Annotated in this window: 12 protein-coding genes; 5 read left to right on the top strand and 7 right to left on the bottom strand. The window is 64.4% G+C overall.

Annotated features, from left to right (window positions below):
- Positions 1–21: 21 nt before the first annotated feature.
- Positions 22–1,935 (bottom strand): ABC transporter ATP-binding protein, encoded by a 1,914-nt coding sequence (locus ACNQOP_RS16345; protein WP_235518976.1) that lies wholly within the window; start codon positions 1,933–1,935, stop codon positions 22–24.
- A gap of 2 nt (positions 1,936–1,937) precedes the next feature.
- Complete coding sequence (locus tag ACNQOP_RS16350; RefSeq protein ID WP_416405154.1) at positions 1,938–3,599, bottom strand: ABC-F family ATP-binding cassette domain-containing protein; 1,662 nt, start codon at positions 3,597–3,599, stop codon at positions 1,938–1,940.
- A gap of 221 nt (positions 3,600–3,820) precedes the next feature.
- Between ACNQOP_RS16350 and ACNQOP_RS16355 the strand changes: the two genes are divergently transcribed.
- The 5 genes from ACNQOP_RS16355 (at position 3,821) to ACNQOP_RS16375 (ending at position 7,748) form a co-directional block, all read left to right on the top strand.
- Entirely contained in the window at positions 3,821–4,543 is a 723-nt protein-coding gene (locus tag ACNQOP_RS16355) for a hypothetical protein (protein WP_235518969.1), read from the top strand.
- A complete protein-coding gene (locus ACNQOP_RS16360; protein WP_416405156.1) occupies positions 4,540–5,247 on the top strand; it encodes a hypothetical protein in 708 nt (235 codons plus the stop codon). The genes ACNQOP_RS16355 and ACNQOP_RS16360 overlap by 4 nt, the downstream gene beginning before the upstream one ends.
- A 238-nt stretch (positions 5,248–5,485) precedes the next feature.
- Entirely contained in the window at positions 5,486–6,301 is an 816-nt protein-coding gene (locus ACNQOP_RS16365) for an amino acid ABC transporter substrate-binding protein (protein WP_416405157.1), read from the top strand.
- Positions 6,302–6,961 (top strand): amino acid ABC transporter permease, encoded by a 660-nt coding sequence (locus ACNQOP_RS16370; RefSeq protein WP_257368903.1) that lies wholly within the window; start codon positions 6,302–6,304, stop codon positions 6,959–6,961.
- Positions 6,948–7,748, top strand: coding sequence for an amino acid ABC transporter ATP-binding protein (locus tag ACNQOP_RS16375; RefSeq protein ID WP_257368904.1), 801 nt, complete (start codon positions 6,948–6,950; stop codon positions 7,746–7,748). The genes ACNQOP_RS16370 and ACNQOP_RS16375 overlap by 14 nt, the downstream gene beginning before the upstream one ends.
- Here ACNQOP_RS16375 and ACNQOP_RS16380 read toward each other — a convergent pair.
- The 5 genes from ACNQOP_RS16380 to ACNQOP_RS16400 form a co-directional block, all read right to left on the bottom strand.
- Positions 7,745–10,777, bottom strand: coding sequence for an alpha-mannosidase (locus tag ACNQOP_RS16380; RefSeq protein WP_416405158.1), 3,033 nt, complete (start codon positions 10,775–10,777; stop codon positions 7,745–7,747). The genes ACNQOP_RS16375 and ACNQOP_RS16380 overlap by 4 nt on opposite strands.
- A gap of 161 nt (positions 10,778–10,938) precedes the next feature.
- A complete protein-coding gene (gene fdhD / locus ACNQOP_RS16385; protein ID WP_257368906.1) occupies positions 10,939–11,805 on the bottom strand; it encodes a formate dehydrogenase accessory sulfurtransferase FdhD in 867 nt (288 codons plus the stop codon).
- A gap of 1 nt (position 11,806) precedes the next feature.
- The gene (locus ACNQOP_RS16390; RefSeq protein WP_416405159.1) at positions 11,807–14,113 is read right to left on the bottom strand and encodes an FdhF/YdeP family oxidoreductase; all 2,307 of its coding nucleotides are present in this window, start codon (positions 14,111–14,113) and stop codon (positions 11,807–11,809) included.
- A 52-nt stretch (positions 14,114–14,165) separates the two neighbouring features.
- On the bottom strand, positions 14,166–15,509 hold the full coding sequence (locus ACNQOP_RS16395) for a molybdopterin molybdotransferase MoeA (protein ID WP_416405160.1): 1,344 nt from the start codon (positions 15,507–15,509) through the stop codon (positions 14,166–14,168).
- Positions 15,506–16,408: an NTP transferase domain-containing protein gene (locus ACNQOP_RS16400; RefSeq protein ID WP_416405161.1), complete on the bottom strand. Its 903-nt coding sequence runs from the start codon at positions 16,406–16,408 to the stop codon at positions 15,506–15,508. The genes ACNQOP_RS16395 and ACNQOP_RS16400 overlap by 4 nt, the downstream gene beginning before the upstream one ends.
- Positions 16,409–16,424 lie beyond the last annotated feature (16 nt).

Here is a 16,424-nt window from a genome sequence, read left to right on the forward strand (position 1 = left end):
CTAAGCAAGGCGCGGGAGGCGTTACAACTCCGGGACGGCTTCCTGGGCAACCGCCGTGGCTTCGGCGAACTGGGTTTGGTACAGCTCGGCGTAGCGGCCATCGGCGGCCAGCAACTCGGCATGCGTGCCACGCTCCACGATCCTGCCGTCCTCCACCACCAAGATGGCGTCGGCTGCCCGGATGGTGGACAGACGGTGCGCAATAACGACGGCGGTACGCCCCTCGAGCGCCTCGCCCAAGGCCGCCTGGACGGCGGCTTCGTTGGTGGAGTCCAGCGCGGCCGTTGCCTCATCGAGGATGACGACGCGCGGCTGCTTGATGAGCAGCCGGGCAATCGTGAGCCGCTGCCGCTCGCCGCCGGAGAGCCGGTAGCCCCGCTCCCCTACCACTGTTTCCAAGCCGTCGGGCAGTGATCGGATCATCGGTTCCAGGCGGGCCCGCCTGAGCACATCCCACATGTCGTCCTCGGTGGCGTCGGGACGGGCAAGGCGAAGGTTGGATGCAATGGTTTCGTGGAACAGGTGACCGTCCTGGGTGACCATGCCCAGCGTGTCACGCAGTGAATCGAAGCGGATGTCACGGACGTCCACGCCTGTCCCGGGAGCCTGGCCGCCAAGCCGAACAGCACCGGAATCGACGTCGTACAACCGGGACAACAACTGTGCCACCGTGGACTTGCCTGCGCCTGAGGAACCCACCAACGCCACCGTCTGGCCGGGCTCGACACGGAAACTGACACCGTGCAGGACTTCCTCGCCACCGCGGGTGTCCAACGTGGAAACCTCTTCGAGGGAGGCCAGGGAGACCTTGTCTGCGGACGGGTAGGAGAAGCGCACGTTGTCGAACTCCACCGCAACCGGACCAGCCGGCACCGAAACCGCGTCCGGCTTCTCGGTGATAAGGGGCTTCAGGTCCAGGATTTCGAAGACGCGTTCAAAGCTGACCAAAGCACTCATGATTTCCACGCGGGCATTGGACAAGGCCGTCAGCGGAGCGTACAGCCGGGTCAGCAGGAGCGCCAGGACCACAACATCGCCTGGAGCCAACTGGCCTCCCAACGCCAGCCAGCCGCCCAGGCCATAGACCAAGGCCAGGGCCAACGCCGAGACCAGCGTCAGAGCTGTGACGAACGTGAACTGCAGCATCGCGGTGCGGATACCGATGTCCCGGACGCGTCCGGCACGTGCGGCGAACTCACGGGACTCTTCATCCGGGCGGCCAAAGAGCTTCACCAAAGTGGCTCCGGGCGCGGAGAACCTCTCCGTCATCTGGGTTCCCATGGCGGCGTTGTGGGCGGCAGCTTCACGGCGGAGATCCGCCAGCCTGGAGCCCATCCGGCGTGCGGGAATCAGGAAGATCGGCAGCAGCACCATGGCCAGCACAGTGACCAGCCAGGAGGTGTTGAGCATGACCGCCAATGTCAGGGCCAACGCCACCACGTTGCTGACCACGCCGGACAAGGTGCCCGCAAAGGCAGACTGGGCCCCGATGACGTCGTTGTTCAGGCGGCTCACCAGCGCACCCGTCCGGGTCCGGGTGAAGAAGGCGATGGGCATCCGCTGCACGTGGTCAAAGACCCGGGTGCGCAGGTCCACGATGACGCCCTCGCCAATGATCGACGACAACCAGCGCGTCAGCAGACCTACGCCTGCTTCGCCAACGGCCACGATCGCAATCAGGACAGCCAACCAGATGACGGTTCCCACCCCGGCGTTGGCGATGATCGCGTCAACCACCTGGCCGGCAAGGACCGGGGTGGCGACAGCCAGGAACGCTCCGGCGATCGAAGCGATGACGAAGGCAATGAGCTTGCCCTTATGCGGGGCGGCAAAAGCCATCACCCGCTTCAGTGTTTCCTTCGAGAACGGCTTGGAGCCGGACTTGGCAGTGGTGATGTTGTACAGCGAGCTCCAGGCCACGCGGTCCATGCTCATGGTTACTTCTCCTGGCTTGGGGTGTGATGGAGCTCCTGCACGTGGCCATTGTCCACGTGCCAACGCGAATCGAGCCGTACGTTTTCGAGCAAGCGGCGGTCGTGGGTGACCAGCAGGAGCGCCCCTTCGTAGTTTTCCAGTGCCTCTTCAAGCTGCTCGATCGCAGGAAGGTCCAAATGGTTGGTGGGCTCGTCCAGCACCAGCAGGTTTACTCCGCGGGCCTGCAGCAATGCGAGCGCGGCACGGGTCCGCTCCCCCGGTGACAAGGAATCCACAGTCCGGGACGTGTGATCCGCCTTCAGGCCGAACTTGGCCAACAGCGTCCGGACGTCCGCGGCAGTCCAATCCACCAGCACGGCTTCAACCGCGTCGCCAAGGTTGCTGCCGCCGTCGAGCAGTCCGCGGGCCTGGTCAATCTCGCCAACGGCCACCGAGGCACCCATGGAAGCGTCGCCGTCGTCCGGTTCCTGTGTCCCCAGCAGCAGCCGGAGCAGAGTGGACTTACCGGCACCGTTGGGGCCGGTGATGCCGATCCGCTCACCGCCGTTGAGCTGGAGGCTCACCGGCCCGAGCGTGAAGTCGCCTTGGCGCGCGACGACGTTGCGCAGGGTGGCGACGACGGCACTTGAGCGGGGCGCCTGGCCGATGCTGAACTGCAGCTGCCACTCCTTGCGGGGCTCTTCCACCTCGGTGAGGCGGGCGATCCGGGACTCCATCTGGCGGACTTTCTGGGCCTGCTTCTCGGAGGATTCGGTGCTGGCGGCACGACGGATCTTGTCGTTGTCCGGGTTCTTCTTCATGGCGTTCCGGACGCCCTGGGAGCTCCATTCACGCTGGGTGCGGGCACGGGAAACGAGGTCCGCCTTGGTGTTTGCGTAGTCCTCGTAACGTTCGCGGGCATGGCGTTTGGCGATGGCGCGTTCTTCAAGGAAAGACTCGTACCCGCCGTCGTAGACGGCAACGGAGTTCTGTGCCAGGTCCAGTTCCACGACGGCGGTGACGCACCGGGCCAGGAACTCGCGGTCGTGCGAGACCAGCACCACGCCGCCGCGCAGGCCTTGGACAAACGACTCAAGCCGGGCCAGGCCGTCCAGGTCGAGGTCGTTGGTGGGTTCGTCCAGCAAGACCACATCGAAACGGCTGAGCAGCAGCGCGGCCAATGCCACGTGGGCCGCCTGCCCGCCGGAGAGCCCCGTCATGAGCGCGTCGGTGCCCAGTTCCAGGCCGAGGTCGGCCAGGACTGCCGGGATGCGGTCTTCAAGGTCAGCGGCACCGGATGCCATCCACCGGTCGAACGCAAGGGAGTAGGCGTCGTCGGCCCCGGGAGCACCGGATCCGAGCGCTTCGGCGGTGGATTCCATCTCGGTTGTGGCCTTGGCGCAGCCTGTCCTGCGGGCAATGTACGCGGCGATGGTTTCGCCGTCCGTACGTTCATGTTCCTGCGGCAGCCAGCCCACGAAAGCGTCCGACGGCGCGAGGCTGACGGTCCCCTCCTGCGGCTGGTCGACCCCGGCCAGGATACGCAGCAGCGTCGATTTACCCGCGCCGTTCGCGCCCACAACACCAACGACGTCGCCTGGCGCCACGGTGAGGGAAAGCTTCGAAAAAAGGGTGCGGTGGCCGTGACCACCGGCAAGATCCTTGGCTACCAAGGTTGCAGTCATTGTGTCTATCCTCCAGCAAGGAAACGCAGGGAATCAGGCTGCGATTCCCGCAGGCATGGAAAAACCCGTTGGTCCGGACTTGGGGGGTGTACGGACCAACGGGTTCAATCATCAAGCATAATTCAATGTGGCGTCAGCGTAAAATCGTTTCGTACTCCCACTTCCGGTTTCCCGCTGAGCGAAACCGGGCCGCCCCTGCGACACATTCCTGAAAGTTCCACATGCCATTACAGTCCAAGGCGTTCCAGCGCTGGCTTCACGGCGTTGCGCCCGATGCCAGCACGGCTGACGTCTGCAGGATCGCCGGCATCAAGAGGACCACCCTTGCCCAGCAGCTGGTTCGCGGCAAGGTGGCCGAATCCACCTTGGTCAGCATCAGTCGCGGTTTCCATATCAACCCGGTACAGGCGCTCTCGACTTTCGACCTCTACTCCGATCTTCGTGGCGACCCCGTCCCACCGACGCCCTGCGAACTGGTGAGCCAGGTGGCCACCATCGACTTGTTGCGGGCCGTGGTGGAGCGAAGCGAGCCAGGTTCCGCCCCCGCCCCGCACCTTTCGGAGCCACCGCACCCCACGTCCGTGCGGAACTGGGTGGACGCGATCGACGACGGCGAGTTGCGGCACCGCGTCAGTGTCGCCACCGGGATCGCTCCCCAGAATTTTTCGGCGCACCTGACAGCCAACAGGCTTCCGCCCGAACTCGCTGTCGCAACCTCCCGCGCTGCCGGGGTGGGGCCCGCGGGAGGACTGGTGGCCGGCGGACTCATCACCGAAGCGGAGGCCGGGTGGCCACCGGATGCCCGGCGGAAAGCCTTGGACGCCATGACCCAGAGTTCACTGGTGACCCTGGCCGGCGACCGGCTGCTGGCACTCGGTAAGACACTGCGCCGACAAGAACAAGACCACGAACGTACTGAAAGAATTTGGGAGAACCTCGGATGACGGCTGTCCTGCCCTGGGTCACGCTGGTTGTTTGCCTCGCGATTACCCTCGCACGAATCCCCAGCGCCCTGCGCGGCGAGAACCGGGATGTCTTCTACATCTTCTCGCTGATCACCCTGAGCATTTTCGTCAGCATCGAAGCGCCGTATCTGGTCATTGATGGCTGGCTTGGCGGGATGAACATCGGCAACCTGGTGCTGCGGTTCCTCCTGTATGCCACGTTCTACTTCATGGGGGTCAAGATCGCCATGGCGTTCGGATCAGAATCGGCCGTACGTGCAATCCGCGGACCCATCGGCATCACTGCGGCCATACTGGTGGGTGCCTTGACCATCTACTTCTTCGCCATCACGGACACGAGGGGTTCCTCGGCCGGAATGAGCGGCCTCACCTGGGGGCCCTCCCTGGACGGCTATGCGGCCATGGGACGGCTGTATCCCGGGTTTGTTGCAGCCTGCCTGGTTCCTGCGATCTGGCGGACCGTGGCCAGCACGGCTCCCGTGCTGCTGCGCGTGGCTTCGGGGTTCCTGCTCCTGGGCCTTTGCTTGCTGCTGCTCTCCCAGTTCTTCCCGTTGATCCCTTTTTCAGAGGCCTGGCTGCGGGTGCTCATCAACTACTCAGCTGCCATGTCCACGTGCATCGGATTGGCCGGAATCTGGTTTTCCAAGGCCTACGCCCGTCGAAAGCGACGACTCTTGGCGTAAGACTTTCACAAAAGCATTAGATCATGGCACAATCATGAATGTGTGAAAGCGGCTGCAGCCTGACACCGGAATCAGAGAACGGGTTTCCGGTGGATGTGGCGCCCGCCGGATCACAATTGGGGGGATGAGTGGTGGCGGGCTGTTGGGGACCGCCCCCACTCAGCCTTTTTAACGGCAAAATTGTTTCCTCGTCGGGCAAGAGCAAATGCGGCGCACACACCGTGACTAAGATGGCTCCATGAACAGCCTTCGCACCCGACGCTCAATCCTCGCTGCCACCCTGGCCTCGGCCGCCCTTGCGCTTGCTGCCTGCGGCGGCGGCTCCGCTCCTGCCCAGTCCGGCGCGGATACGTCCCTTTCCGATGTGAAGTCCAAAGGCGAACTGGTCATTGCCACCGAAGGAACCTACCGCCCCTTCACCTTCCATGCTGAGGGCGCCGGCGACCTGACAGGGTACGACGTCGAGATTGCACGGGCAGTGGCAGACAAGCTTGGCGTGAAGGCAACTTTCCAGGAGACCCAGTTCGATGGCATCTTCGCGGGCCTGGAAGCCAAGCGTTTCGACACCATCGCGAACCAGATCTCCATCAATGACGAACGCAAAGCCAAGTACGAGTTCTCCACGCCCTACACCGTCTCCACGGGCGTTGTGGTCACCAAGTCCGATAACAACAGCATCAACAGCTTCGCCGACCTCAAGGGCAAAACGACTGCCCAGTCGCTGACCAGCAACTTCTACAAGATGGCTGTCGAAGCCGGCGCGAACGTCCAGGCTGTGGAGGGGTGGGCCCAGTCCGCCACCCTGGTCCAGCAAGGACGCGTCGATGCCACCGTCAACGACAAGCTCACCTACCTCGACTACGCGAAGACCACCCCCGACTCGGGTTTGAAGGTTGCAGCTGAGGCGCCGGACAAGACCGAGAGTGCGTTCGTTTTCCGCAAGGGATCCACGGAACTCAGCAAGGCCGTCAGTAAAGCCCTCGCCGATCTCCAGTCCGACGGAACGCTGGCGAAGATCTCCACCAAGTACTTCGGCGCGGACGTCACGAAATAGATGAACTGGGACCTCATCTGGAGCTCCTTCGGCCCCCTGATTACTGGGGCCGTGACGGGGACCATTCCCCTCACGCTTGCGTCCTTCGCATTTGGCCTGGTGCTGGCGCTGCTGGTTGCCCTGCTGCGGCTGAGCCCCAACGTGGTCCTTTCGGGGATCGGCCGTTTCTACGTTTCAGTCATTCGCGGCACTCCGTTGCTGGTGCAGCTCTTCGTGATCTTCTACGGGCTGCCCAGCATCGGTGTGAAGCTGGACCCCTGGCCGAGCGCGATCATCGCCTTCTCCCTTAACGTTGGCGGCTACGCGGCTGAGATCATCCGTGCCGCCATCCTGTCCGTGCCGAAGGGCCAGTGGGAAGCCGGCCACACCATCGGCATGTCCCGGCCGCAGACCCTGCTACGCATCATCCTGCCGCAAGCGGCCCGGGTGTCTGTCCCACCGTTGTCCAACACCTTCATCTCCCTGGTCAAGGACACGTCCCTCGCATCCTTGATCCTGGTCACCGAACTGTTCCGCAATGCCCAGCAGATTGCTGCCTTCAGCCAGGAGTTCATGGCCCTGTACCTGCAGGCCGCCCTGGTCTACTGGGTCATTTGCCTGGTCCTTTCCACCGCGCAGTCCGCCGTGGAGAGGAGATTGGACCGCTATGTCGCCCACTGATACCCCGGAACCGCGGGTCGCCCCGGTACTGGAGGCCAGGAACCTCGCCAAGGCCTTTGGCAGCAACCAGGTGCTGCGCGACATCGACATCGATATCCGCCGTGGCCAGGTAGTGGCCCTGATCGGGCCCTCGGGCTCGGGTAAGACCACGGTCCTGCGCTCGCTCAACGGACTGGAAATTCCCGACGGCGGCACCGTTACCTTCGGCCGCGGTGATGCCTCAGGTGAGCTGGCCATCGATTTTGGGGCCAAGGTGGGCAAGAAGGAAGTAGCCGCCCTCCGCGACCGCAGCGCCATGGTCTTCCAGCACTACAACCTGTTCCCGCACATGACCGTGTTGAAGAACATCATTGAGGGGCCGGTGCAGGTCCAGAAGCGTCCCAAGGCCGAGGCCATTGCCGAAGCCGAACGGCTCCTGGAACGCGTGGGCCTGGCCGACAAGCGCGACGCCTATCCCTTTGAGCTTTCCGGAGGCCAGCAACAGCGCGTCGGCATCGTGCGCGCGCTGGCCCTGAAACCCCAGCTCCTCCTGTTCGACGAACCCACCTCCGCCCTCGATCCCGAGCTCGTAGGCGACGTTCTGGGCGTCATCAAGGAACTCGCCGAAGAGGGCTGGACCATGGTGATCGTCACCCATGAGCTGGCCTTCGCGCAGCACGTGGCGGACGAAGTCATCTTCATGGATGGCGGCGTCGTGGTGGAACGGGGCCCTGCTGCCGAGGTGCTGCGCGCACCCCGGCAGGAACGGACCAAGCTCTTTGTGAAACGGCTACAGCACGATCTCTAGCCCCGGCTGAAGCGCAACGTCACCAATTGGAACGGACGGAGCACCAGGTCCACCACGCAGTCTTCCCCCACAGCAACCCCGGGGGCATCGACGGGCCGTTCCAACAGGTCCGTGGCCGCGACACCCTGGGCCTGGAATCCGGGCGCTACCTTGCCGGTTGAGCGCTCCCCCAAGGATTCGTAAAGCCGGACCACAACATCGCCCGATCCGTCCTCGGCCAGCTTGACGGCTTCCACTACGATCGCAGGATTGGTCACTGAAACCAGCGGCTCCACGGCGTGCCCGCCGGTAACGTACCGCGGTGCCAGGTTGGTGCGGTAGCCCTCTTCCACGGCGTCGGCTATCGCCGCGCCAGGCCTGATGGACAGTTCCAGGGTGTGTTCGCCCCGGTCCGCCTCCGGGTCCGGGAAACGGGCGGAACGCAGCAGCGAGGTGCGCACCGTCGTCGTGGTTCCGCCGTCCCCGCGGACCGCCCTGGTGACGTCATGGCCGTAGCTGGAGGAGTTGCTGACCGCCACCCCGTATCCGGGTTCGGCCACGTGGATCCAGCGGTGCGCGCAGATTTCGAACTTAGCGGTTTCCCAGGACGTGTTGGTATGGGTGGCCCGGAAGACGTGGCCAAACTGTGTTTCGGAGGCCGAGCGGTCAGCTCGGACGTCCAGCGGGAACGCAATCTTCAGCATCTTTTCGCGTTCCTGCCAGTCCACGGTGGTGGCGATGCCCAGGGACTTCGCGCCGGCGTCGAGCGTGATGCGTTGCGTAATGGTGGAGGCGTTCACCTTGCGTTTGACCACCACGACGGCGCCCGCTGCGGTGCGCTCGAGGTCGCAGCTGTCCGCACGGGTCAGCGGAGTGACATTCCGACGATAGAACTCCTCGATGTCCCAGGCATCCCACTCGTTCGGGGTATCCCTGAAGAGCTCCAGCAGGTTGCCTGCCTGGCCCGGAGCGATCGCCTCACGGCCGCTGGCGTGGTCCACAAGCGAGCTCAGGAGACCATCAGCGTTCAGGACCGCACGGATGACCCCGTTGTCCAGGACGTAGCCGCCGGCATCCACCTGGACGTCAACGGCGGAACCGGGGGTGGTCGCTGCGCCGGCGCCTAGAGCGGGCACTCCGGCACGCATGTGCGGGGCGGCGTTGAGCAGGTACTCGTTGCCACCTGGTCCCACCAGGGCCGTCGCGGCGGCACTGATGATTGCTTCGAGGTCGCGTGCGATGGCCTCGTAATTGCGTTCGGCATCCTGGTGGACCCACGCGATGGAGCTGCCGGGCAGGATGTCGTGGAACTGCTGCAGCAGGACCAGCTGCCAGAGGCGCTTGAGTTCCTGGTAGGGGTACTCGTAATCCGCGCCGAGCCGCACTGCGGCGGTGGAGCACCACAGTTCTGCTTCGCGGAGAAGGTGCTCGCTGCGGCGGTTACCCCGTTTGGTCTTGGCCTGGCTCGTGTACGTGCCACGGTGCATCTCCAGGTACATCTCCCCCACCCACACCGGAAGGTTCGCGTACTCGGCCTCCGCTTTGGTGAAGAAGTCCCGGGCCGTGCCCATGCGGACCTTTGGCGATCCCTCGAGGTCTGCGGTGCGGTGCGCGGCAGCAACCATTTCGCGCGTTGGTCCGCCACCGCCGTCGCCATAGCCGAACGGCACCAGCGACATGGTGCCACGGCCGTGGTCGCGGTAGTTGCGCTCGGCGTGGGCCAACTCCCGGCCGTGCAGCTCCGCGTTGTACGTGTCAACGGGAGGGAAGTGCGTAAACAGCCGGGTCCCGTCAATCCCTTCCCAGGAAAACGTGTGATGCGGCATCCTGTTGACCTTGTTCCAGGAAATCTTTTGCGTCAGGAACCAACGCGATCCCGCGGCCTTGACGATTTGGGGGATCGCTCCGGAGTAGCCAAAGGAGTCGGGCAGCCATGCTTCCTGGCATTCGATGTCGAACTCCTTCAGGAAGAAGCTCTTGCCCTCCACGAACTGGCGGGCCATGGCCTCCCCGCCGGGCATGTTCGTGTCGGACTCCACCCACATGCCGCCCACGGGAACGAACTGTCCGGCTTTGACCTTTTCCCTGATCCGGACGAACAGCTCAGGGAAGTACTCCTTCATCCAGGCCATCTGCTGGGCGGAGGAACAGGAGAAGACGAAGTCCGGGTCCTCGTCCATCAGGGCCACCACGTTGGAGAAAGTCCGTGCACATTTGCGGATGGTCTCCCGGACCGGCCACAGCCACGCCGAGTCGATATGTGCGTGGCCCGTGGCCAGGAGTTCGTGCGCCGACGCATACGCCGGCCTGCTCAGGACCTCCCTGAGCGCTTCACGGCCGGCGGCTGCCGTGCCGGCGACGTCGTCGGGGTCCATGATGTCCAGCATGCGTTCCAGTGCCCGCAGGATCTCGTTGCGCCGGGGCAATTCGATGGGCAGCTCATGCATCAGGCCACTGAGGGTCCAAATGTCCTGGTTGAGTTCCCACACAGTTTCATTCAGCTCTGCCATGACGATCCGGCCAAAGCGGTATCGGGGTTCATCACCGGAGGTCGCCTTGTCTCCCAGCGGAGTGGGCGCGAAGGACCAGCCTTGTGCAACGTCAGGGTTGGCCGCGGCCTCCACGTAGAAGTCCACGGAGTGTCCGCCGCCAAGAAGTTTCAGGGGTACGTGGTAGTTCCTGGGCGAGATTGCCTTGATGATGCTGCCGTCCGCACGCCAGGCGGTGCCTTCGCACTGGAAACCGGGGACGTCACTGTTGAACCCAAGGTCCACGATGATCTCCACCCCAGTGGAATCCGCCATGCCCCAGTCCTGGGGCACCTCGCCCTGCAGGCGCAACCATTTTGTGCTCCAGGCCTTGCCCCATGCAGCGCCCGGCTCCTGTGGGGTGAAGAGCTGGCGCATGGCCTCGGCGGCGGGCACCGGCTCACCGGGAGCATCCCAGCTGCTGAGCTCCAGCGGTAAGGCCCTGCCATAAATGGCCGGAAGAATGCGTTCCCGAACAAATCGATCGAGACGCTGTTCAGTGATCCGGCGGTCGTCGTGCAATTAATTCCCCTTTGGGCGTCGGGTTAAGGACAGCGTGATGGCAGGTTCCCCACAGGCTGTTTTTCAACGCCTGTTCCTGATACCCGCGGTTCCATTCGATGGATAAAATCTACGTTGTTCCAGCCCAATAGCCAAGTGACGGGGCCCCCACCGGGGTGTCCCTAGGAGCCCTGTTCTCCCGTGATCCTGTCCCGACCAGCGTACACATTGAGGCTGGAACCCCGGCTGAAGCCCGCCAGTGTGATGCCCGATTCCACGGCCAGCTCCACGGCAAGGCTGGACGGAGCACTGACTGCGGCCAGGACTGGTATGCCGGCCATCGCGGCCTTCTGGACGAGCTCGAAAGACGCCCTGCCGGAAACCTGCAGCACCGTCCCCCGCAACGGGAGCATTCCGGCGCGCAAAGCCCAGCCCACCACTTTGTCCACCGCGTTGTGGCGCCCCACATCCTCCCGGAGGCAGAGCAGCTCGGAAGTGCCGTCGTCGTGAATCCTGAACAGCCCGGCGGCATGGACGCCGCCTGTCTTGTCGAAAACCGCCTGTGCCTCGCGGAGACGGTCCGGCAGGGCCGCAAGGACGCTCACGGGGACGGTGACGTCGTCCTCGTACGGCGTGTGGTGCGAGGATTTGCGGACCGCCTCGATGGAGTCCGTGCCACAGATGCCGCACGAGCTTGAGGTGTACACATTGCGTCCGGTGTCCGGGCGTTCCACGTCGGGGCGCAACTGGGCGTCCACAACGTTGAAGGTCTGCACGCCGTTCTCGTCCTCCCCCGAGCAGAACCGCTCGGAGATCAACTGGGAGGGCTCCCAGATGATGCCCTCGGACACCAGGAAGCCGGCAACGAGGTCGAAGTCGTCTCCCGGGGTCCGCATGGTCACCGAGAACGACATGTCGCCAAGCCGGATCTCCAAGGGTTCCTCCACGGCAAGGACATCCTCCTTGAACCGGACTGGGTGCTCCAGTGCCTGGGGAGAGCCATCCAGGACGAACTTATGCACCTTGCGGCGCTGGGTTACGCGTCCCACGCTAAGCCACCTCACTTTCATGCCGGACGAAGCGCACTGTCATGGCCTTGTAACCGGGCGTGTTGGACTCCCTGGCCACCAACTCGCGATGTACCAGTGCATTGGCTTCCGGGAAGTAGGCGGCAGCGCAGCCCTTCGCTGTGGGGTAATCCACCAGCCGGAACTTGTTGGCCCGCCTCTCCGAGCCGGCGAACGTCGAGATGACGTCCACCAAATCACGGTCCTGGAAGCCAAGTTCCTCGAGGTCATCGGAGTGGACGAGAATCACGCGGCGGCCCTCCGAGACTCCACGGTAACGGTCATCCAGCCCATAGAAGGTGGTGTTGTACTGATCGTGGCTTCGCACCGTCTGCAGGATCAGGTGGCCTGCAGGGGCTTCGAGGTACTCCAATGGGCGCACGCTGAAGCGACCCTTCCCGATGTCCGTGGCAAAGGTACGGGTATCACGGGGCGGGTTGGGCAACACGAAACCATTCTTGGTACGGACCCGGGCGTTGAAGTCTTCGAATCCGGGGATGACACGGGAGATATGGTCGCGGATCACGTCATAGTCCTCAGCCATGGACCGCCAGTCCACGCCGTGGTCATCGCCAAGGGTCGCCTGCGCCATACGGGCTACGATCACCGGTTCGCTGAGCAGGTGTTCGGAGACCGGTTCCAGCCGTCCCTGCGTTTTGTGGATGACCGACATCGAGTCCTCCACGGAAAGGAACTGCTTGCCCTTGGGGTGTTTGTCATCGGTGTCTGTCCGGCCCAGCGTGGGCAGGATCAGGGATGTCTTGCCATGGACCACATGGGCCCGGTTGGGCTTGGTGGAAATGTGGACCGTCAGCCCGGCACGTTTCAGGCCTTCTTCCAGTGCTGCCGTGTCCGAACCCGCCGCGGCGAAGTTGCCGCCCATGGACACGAAGACATCCACCTCACCCTTCTCGAGGGCGTGCTGGGTTTCCACGGAGTCGTAGCCATGGTCGCGCGGCATCCGGAAGCCGAACTCCTTGTCCAAGGCCGCCAGGAACGACTCCTTGGGCTTCTCCCAAATACCCATGGTGCGGTCACCTTGCACGTTGGAGTGGCCGCGGACCGGGCAGGCTCCCGCTCCCCGCTTGCCGAAGTTCCCTTGGAGCAGCAGGAGGTTGATGATTTCGCGCAAGGTATCCACCGAGTGGGGCTGCTGGGTCAATCCCAGCGCCCAGCAAATGATGGTGGCCTTGGAGGCAGCCATCATTTTCGCCACCTTGGTGATCTCCGCACGGCCCAGGCCGGTGGCGCGCTCTGTTTCATACCAGTCCACCGTAGACCGGGCCTCCGCGTAGGCGGCGAAACCGTCGGTCTGCTGCGAAATAAAGGAATGGTCGACGACGGTCCCCGGCTTGAGCTTCTCCTCCTCCAGGAGCAGGTGGCCGAGGGCCTGGAACAAGGCGAGGTCTCCGCCGACCTTGATCTGCAGGAACTCATCGGCGATGGTGGTGCCGCCACCGATCACTCCGTTAAGGGACTGCGGGTCCTTGAAGTTCAACAGGCCCGCCTCCGGAAGCGGGTTCACGGCAACGACTTTTCCACCGTTGTTCTTGCAGTCCCGCAGTGCTGAGAGCATCCGGGGATGGTTGGTTCCGGGGTTCTGGCCGACCACCAGCACCAGCTCCGCATGGTGGATGTCCTCCAGGGACACCGTGCCCTTTCCGATTCCGATGGTGGGGTTCAGTGCGCTGCCGGAGGATTCATGGCACATGTTCGAACAGTCCGGGAGGTTGTTGGTGCCGAGGCTTCGAGCGAACAACTGGTACATGAAGGCGGTCTCGTTGGCCGTGCGGCCGGAGGTGTAGAACACGCATTTGTCCGGCGTGGTGGCGTTGATGTGCTCCCCGATGAGAGCGAAAGCGTCCGTCCAGCTGATGGGCGAATAGTGGGTGTCACCGGGCCTGATGACCACAGGCTCGGAAATCCGGCCCTGGCTCCCCAGCCAGTACTCGGTCTTGCCTTCGAGGTCCTTGATGGAGTGCTCGGCCCAGAAAGGCGCGCCCACCGTCCTGGTGGTGCTTTCTTCGGCGATTGCCTTGGCGCCGTTCTCGCAAAACTCTGCCGGGCTTCGCCGGCCGGTGATCGATTCGGGCCACGCACATCCCGGGCAGTCGAACCCGCCGTGTTGGTTGACCCGCAGCATGGAGCGGACCGTACGGGTGACCCCCGCTTGCGAATAGCCGCGTTCAAGCGCCACCGTGACGGCTTTGACGCCTGCTGCGGCTCGTTTGGGCGGGTGGATCTGCAGGTCATCTTCGTTGATGTCCTGTTCGGGAGCATGCCTGTTCATGAGTCCATCATTGCATCTTGGCCGGACTGTCCGTCCAAGGCGAGCGCACCGCTCAAGCGTCCAGGGCACTCCGGTCCACCGGGCCGGCCGGAGCCTTCTTCGCCGGCCTGCCCGGCGCCTTGCGTGGCTTGTCATCCGCCGGCTTGGGTGCGGGCAGCGGCTTGCCCCAAGGCAGGGCGAACGCAGGGACCAATTCCCCCATCTGCACTCCGTGCGGCGGGACCACCATGACCCCATCCGCAGCTGCGAGGCCGCGCATCATCCCGGGAGCCGCATGCTGGGCCGGCGACGCCAGGCCATACATCAGCCTGAAGGGCATCAGGCGGGTCCGGCCGGGGTCCGCGTCAATCATCGCGCCGCAGGGCACCTCGGCGACGTCTTCAAGTTTGCCGTGTCCCAAGGCCGCCAACAGGGGCCCACCCACCGTGAACAAGGCCATCATCGCCGCGAGCGGATTCCCGGGCAGGCCCAGCACGAACCGGCCGTCGGGAAGCTCGGCCAGCACCGCGGGATGGCCCGGACGCATGGCGATGCCATCAATCAGCAGCTCGCCTCCGAGCTCGGCCACCGCCTTCCGGAAGTGGTCCGTCCCCGAGAGCCCGGTGCCCCCGGTGGTAATAACGACGTCGGCCGGCGGTTCGGCGTCCGCGTCAGGTCGGCCAAGCAGCGGCTCAGTATCCTGGAGGGCGGCCAGCCACTCTTCATAGCTGTCACCAACCCTGAGCTGCTCACCGGCAATGCCGCCCAAAAGTTCCACGACAGAACCCAACTGCGGACCGAACGTGTCCCGGACCTGCCCCGGACCTGGCACCCCCTGCACTACTACCTCCGAGCCTGTCAGGAGGAAGCGGACCAAAGGCTTGCCCTGAACGTTCAGATGGTCCAGTCCGGCCAGCGCCGCCAAAGCTATGTGCGCCGGGTTCAGTACCGTCCCCGCTTTGAGCAGGACCTCCCCCTCCACGGCTTCTTCGGCGGCTTTACGGATATGTTGGCCGTTGCGTGGCTCCCCCGGTTTCGCTGTGCCGCCAAGCGCAAGGATCGGCAGACCGTCGTCGTCCGTCGTAATCTCGCCGCTCTCGCTGCGCAACACAGCTTTGGCACCGGGCGGAATCAGGCCACCAGTGACAATGGGGCTCGCCTGGTGTGGTGCCAGCCGCTGCCCGGGCTCGCTAAGGATCCACGGACCACTGCCGTTGACGGCCCATCCGTCCATGGCCGACGACGCGTAGTGGGGCATGTCCTGCACGGCCAGGACATCCGAGGCCAATGTGCGGCCAATGGCGGAACTGATCGGGACCGGACCGGGCGGGATAGGCGCAGCAACCTCGAATGCCCGGCTGCGGGCCTCCTGCCACGTGTGTGCCGCGTGATGGCCCTCCCTGGGGGCCTCGGTCATTCGGCGTCTGTCCCGGTCTCCGCGTACTCCTTGGCCACCTTGCGTGCCAGGTCCAAGGCCGCCTTCATGGAGGCATCGTCGCTGGCCTGGCCGATCCCGCGGGCCATGCCGGCGGCGTACCCGGCGATGAACGTGGTCAAGGGAGCAGCGGGACGCACCACCGCATGCGCAGCTACTCCGGCGACGGCGAGGACCTCATTGACGTCAACTTCGACGCCTTCCAGCTCGAAGGCCTGCAGCAGTGCGCGGCACCATTCCTCGAGCGTCTCTTCCTGGCTCTTCACGTCGGCCTCCAAGTCGTAGTCAATGCCCAACGCCGTGGCGTCATCCCAGGTATCCACATCATCCGTGGCACCGGCGGGGACGGCGACATCCAGCAGGTTCAGCCTAGCAAGCAGCCGGAAGACCGAAGAGTCCGTTAAGCCGGAATTGCCCTCGGCTTCCGCCACTTTCCGTTCCAGGGCCGCCGTGCTGTAAACACCCAGCAGCGGCTGCTTACGACCGTCTGCAGACACCGCCATGGCACCGTCCACGTCCGGATGATTCCTGAGCGCGTTCCAGAGGGCATCGACTCCGCGGGCAGCGTGGGGCATGTCGCACGCCAAAACCAGCGTCCACTGACACGGCAGGGCCCGGGTCCTCAGCGCCGCCAGCCCGGCAGCGATCGCCGCAGCAGGGCCCGCAAACGGCGGCTCTTCCCGCGCCCTCAGGATGCCTTCGTACAGGGCCGCGTCGTTGCCCGGAACCTCAGGGCCTACAACCACGACGGCGGCTGCACCTCCCGATGCCTGCAGGGCATGCGAAAGGAGGGTGGCGCCGTCGTACGTTAAGGACGGCTTGGGCACGCCACCGAGGCGGGTGGCCCTGCCACCCGCCAGGACGACGGCGTTGAACTCCATCCGCCCAGATTACCCG

It is taken from the genome of Arthrobacter sp. LFS091, assembly GCF_047977885.1.
Classification (GTDB): Bacteria; Actinomycetota; Actinomycetes; order Actinomycetales; family Micrococcaceae; genus Arthrobacter.

What these genes read in the sequence shown, in the direction of transcription:
- ACNQOP_RS16345 (WP_235518976.1), bottom strand. Translation starts at nt 1,935, where the DNA reads ATGAGCATGGACCGCGTGGCCTGGAGCTCGCTGTACAACATCACCACT.
- ACNQOP_RS16350 (WP_416405154.1), bottom strand. Translation starts at nt 3,599, where the DNA reads ATGACTGCAACCTTGGTAGCCAAGGATCTTGCCGGTGGTCACGGCCAC.
- ACNQOP_RS16355 (WP_235518969.1), top strand. Translation starts at nt 3,821, where the DNA reads ATGCCATTACAGTCCAAGGCGTTCCAGCGCTGGCTTCACGGCGTTGCG.
- ACNQOP_RS16360 (WP_416405156.1), top strand. Translation starts at nt 4,540, where the DNA reads ATGACGGCTGTCCTGCCCTGGGTCACGCTGGTTGTTTGCCTCGCGATT.
- ACNQOP_RS16365 (WP_416405157.1), top strand. Translation starts at nt 5,486, where the DNA reads ATGAACAGCCTTCGCACCCGACGCTCAATCCTCGCTGCCACCCTGGCC.
- ACNQOP_RS16370 (WP_257368903.1), top strand. Translation starts at nt 6,302, where the DNA reads ATGAACTGGGACCTCATCTGGAGCTCCTTCGGCCCCCTGATTACTGGG.
- ACNQOP_RS16375 (WP_257368904.1), top strand. Translation starts at nt 6,948, where the DNA reads ATGTCGCCCACTGATACCCCGGAACCGCGGGTCGCCCCGGTACTGGAG.
- ACNQOP_RS16390 (WP_416405159.1), bottom strand. Translation starts at nt 14,113, where the DNA reads ATGAACAGGCATGCTCCCGAACAGGACATCAACGAAGATGACCTGCAG.
- ACNQOP_RS16395 (WP_416405160.1), bottom strand. Translation starts at nt 15,509, where the DNA reads ATGACCGAGGCCCCCAGGGAGGGCCATCACGCGGCACACACGTGGCAG.
- ACNQOP_RS16400 (WP_416405161.1), bottom strand. Translation starts at nt 16,408, where the DNA reads ATGGAGTTCAACGCCGTCGTCCTGGCGGGTGGCAGGGCCACCCGCCTC.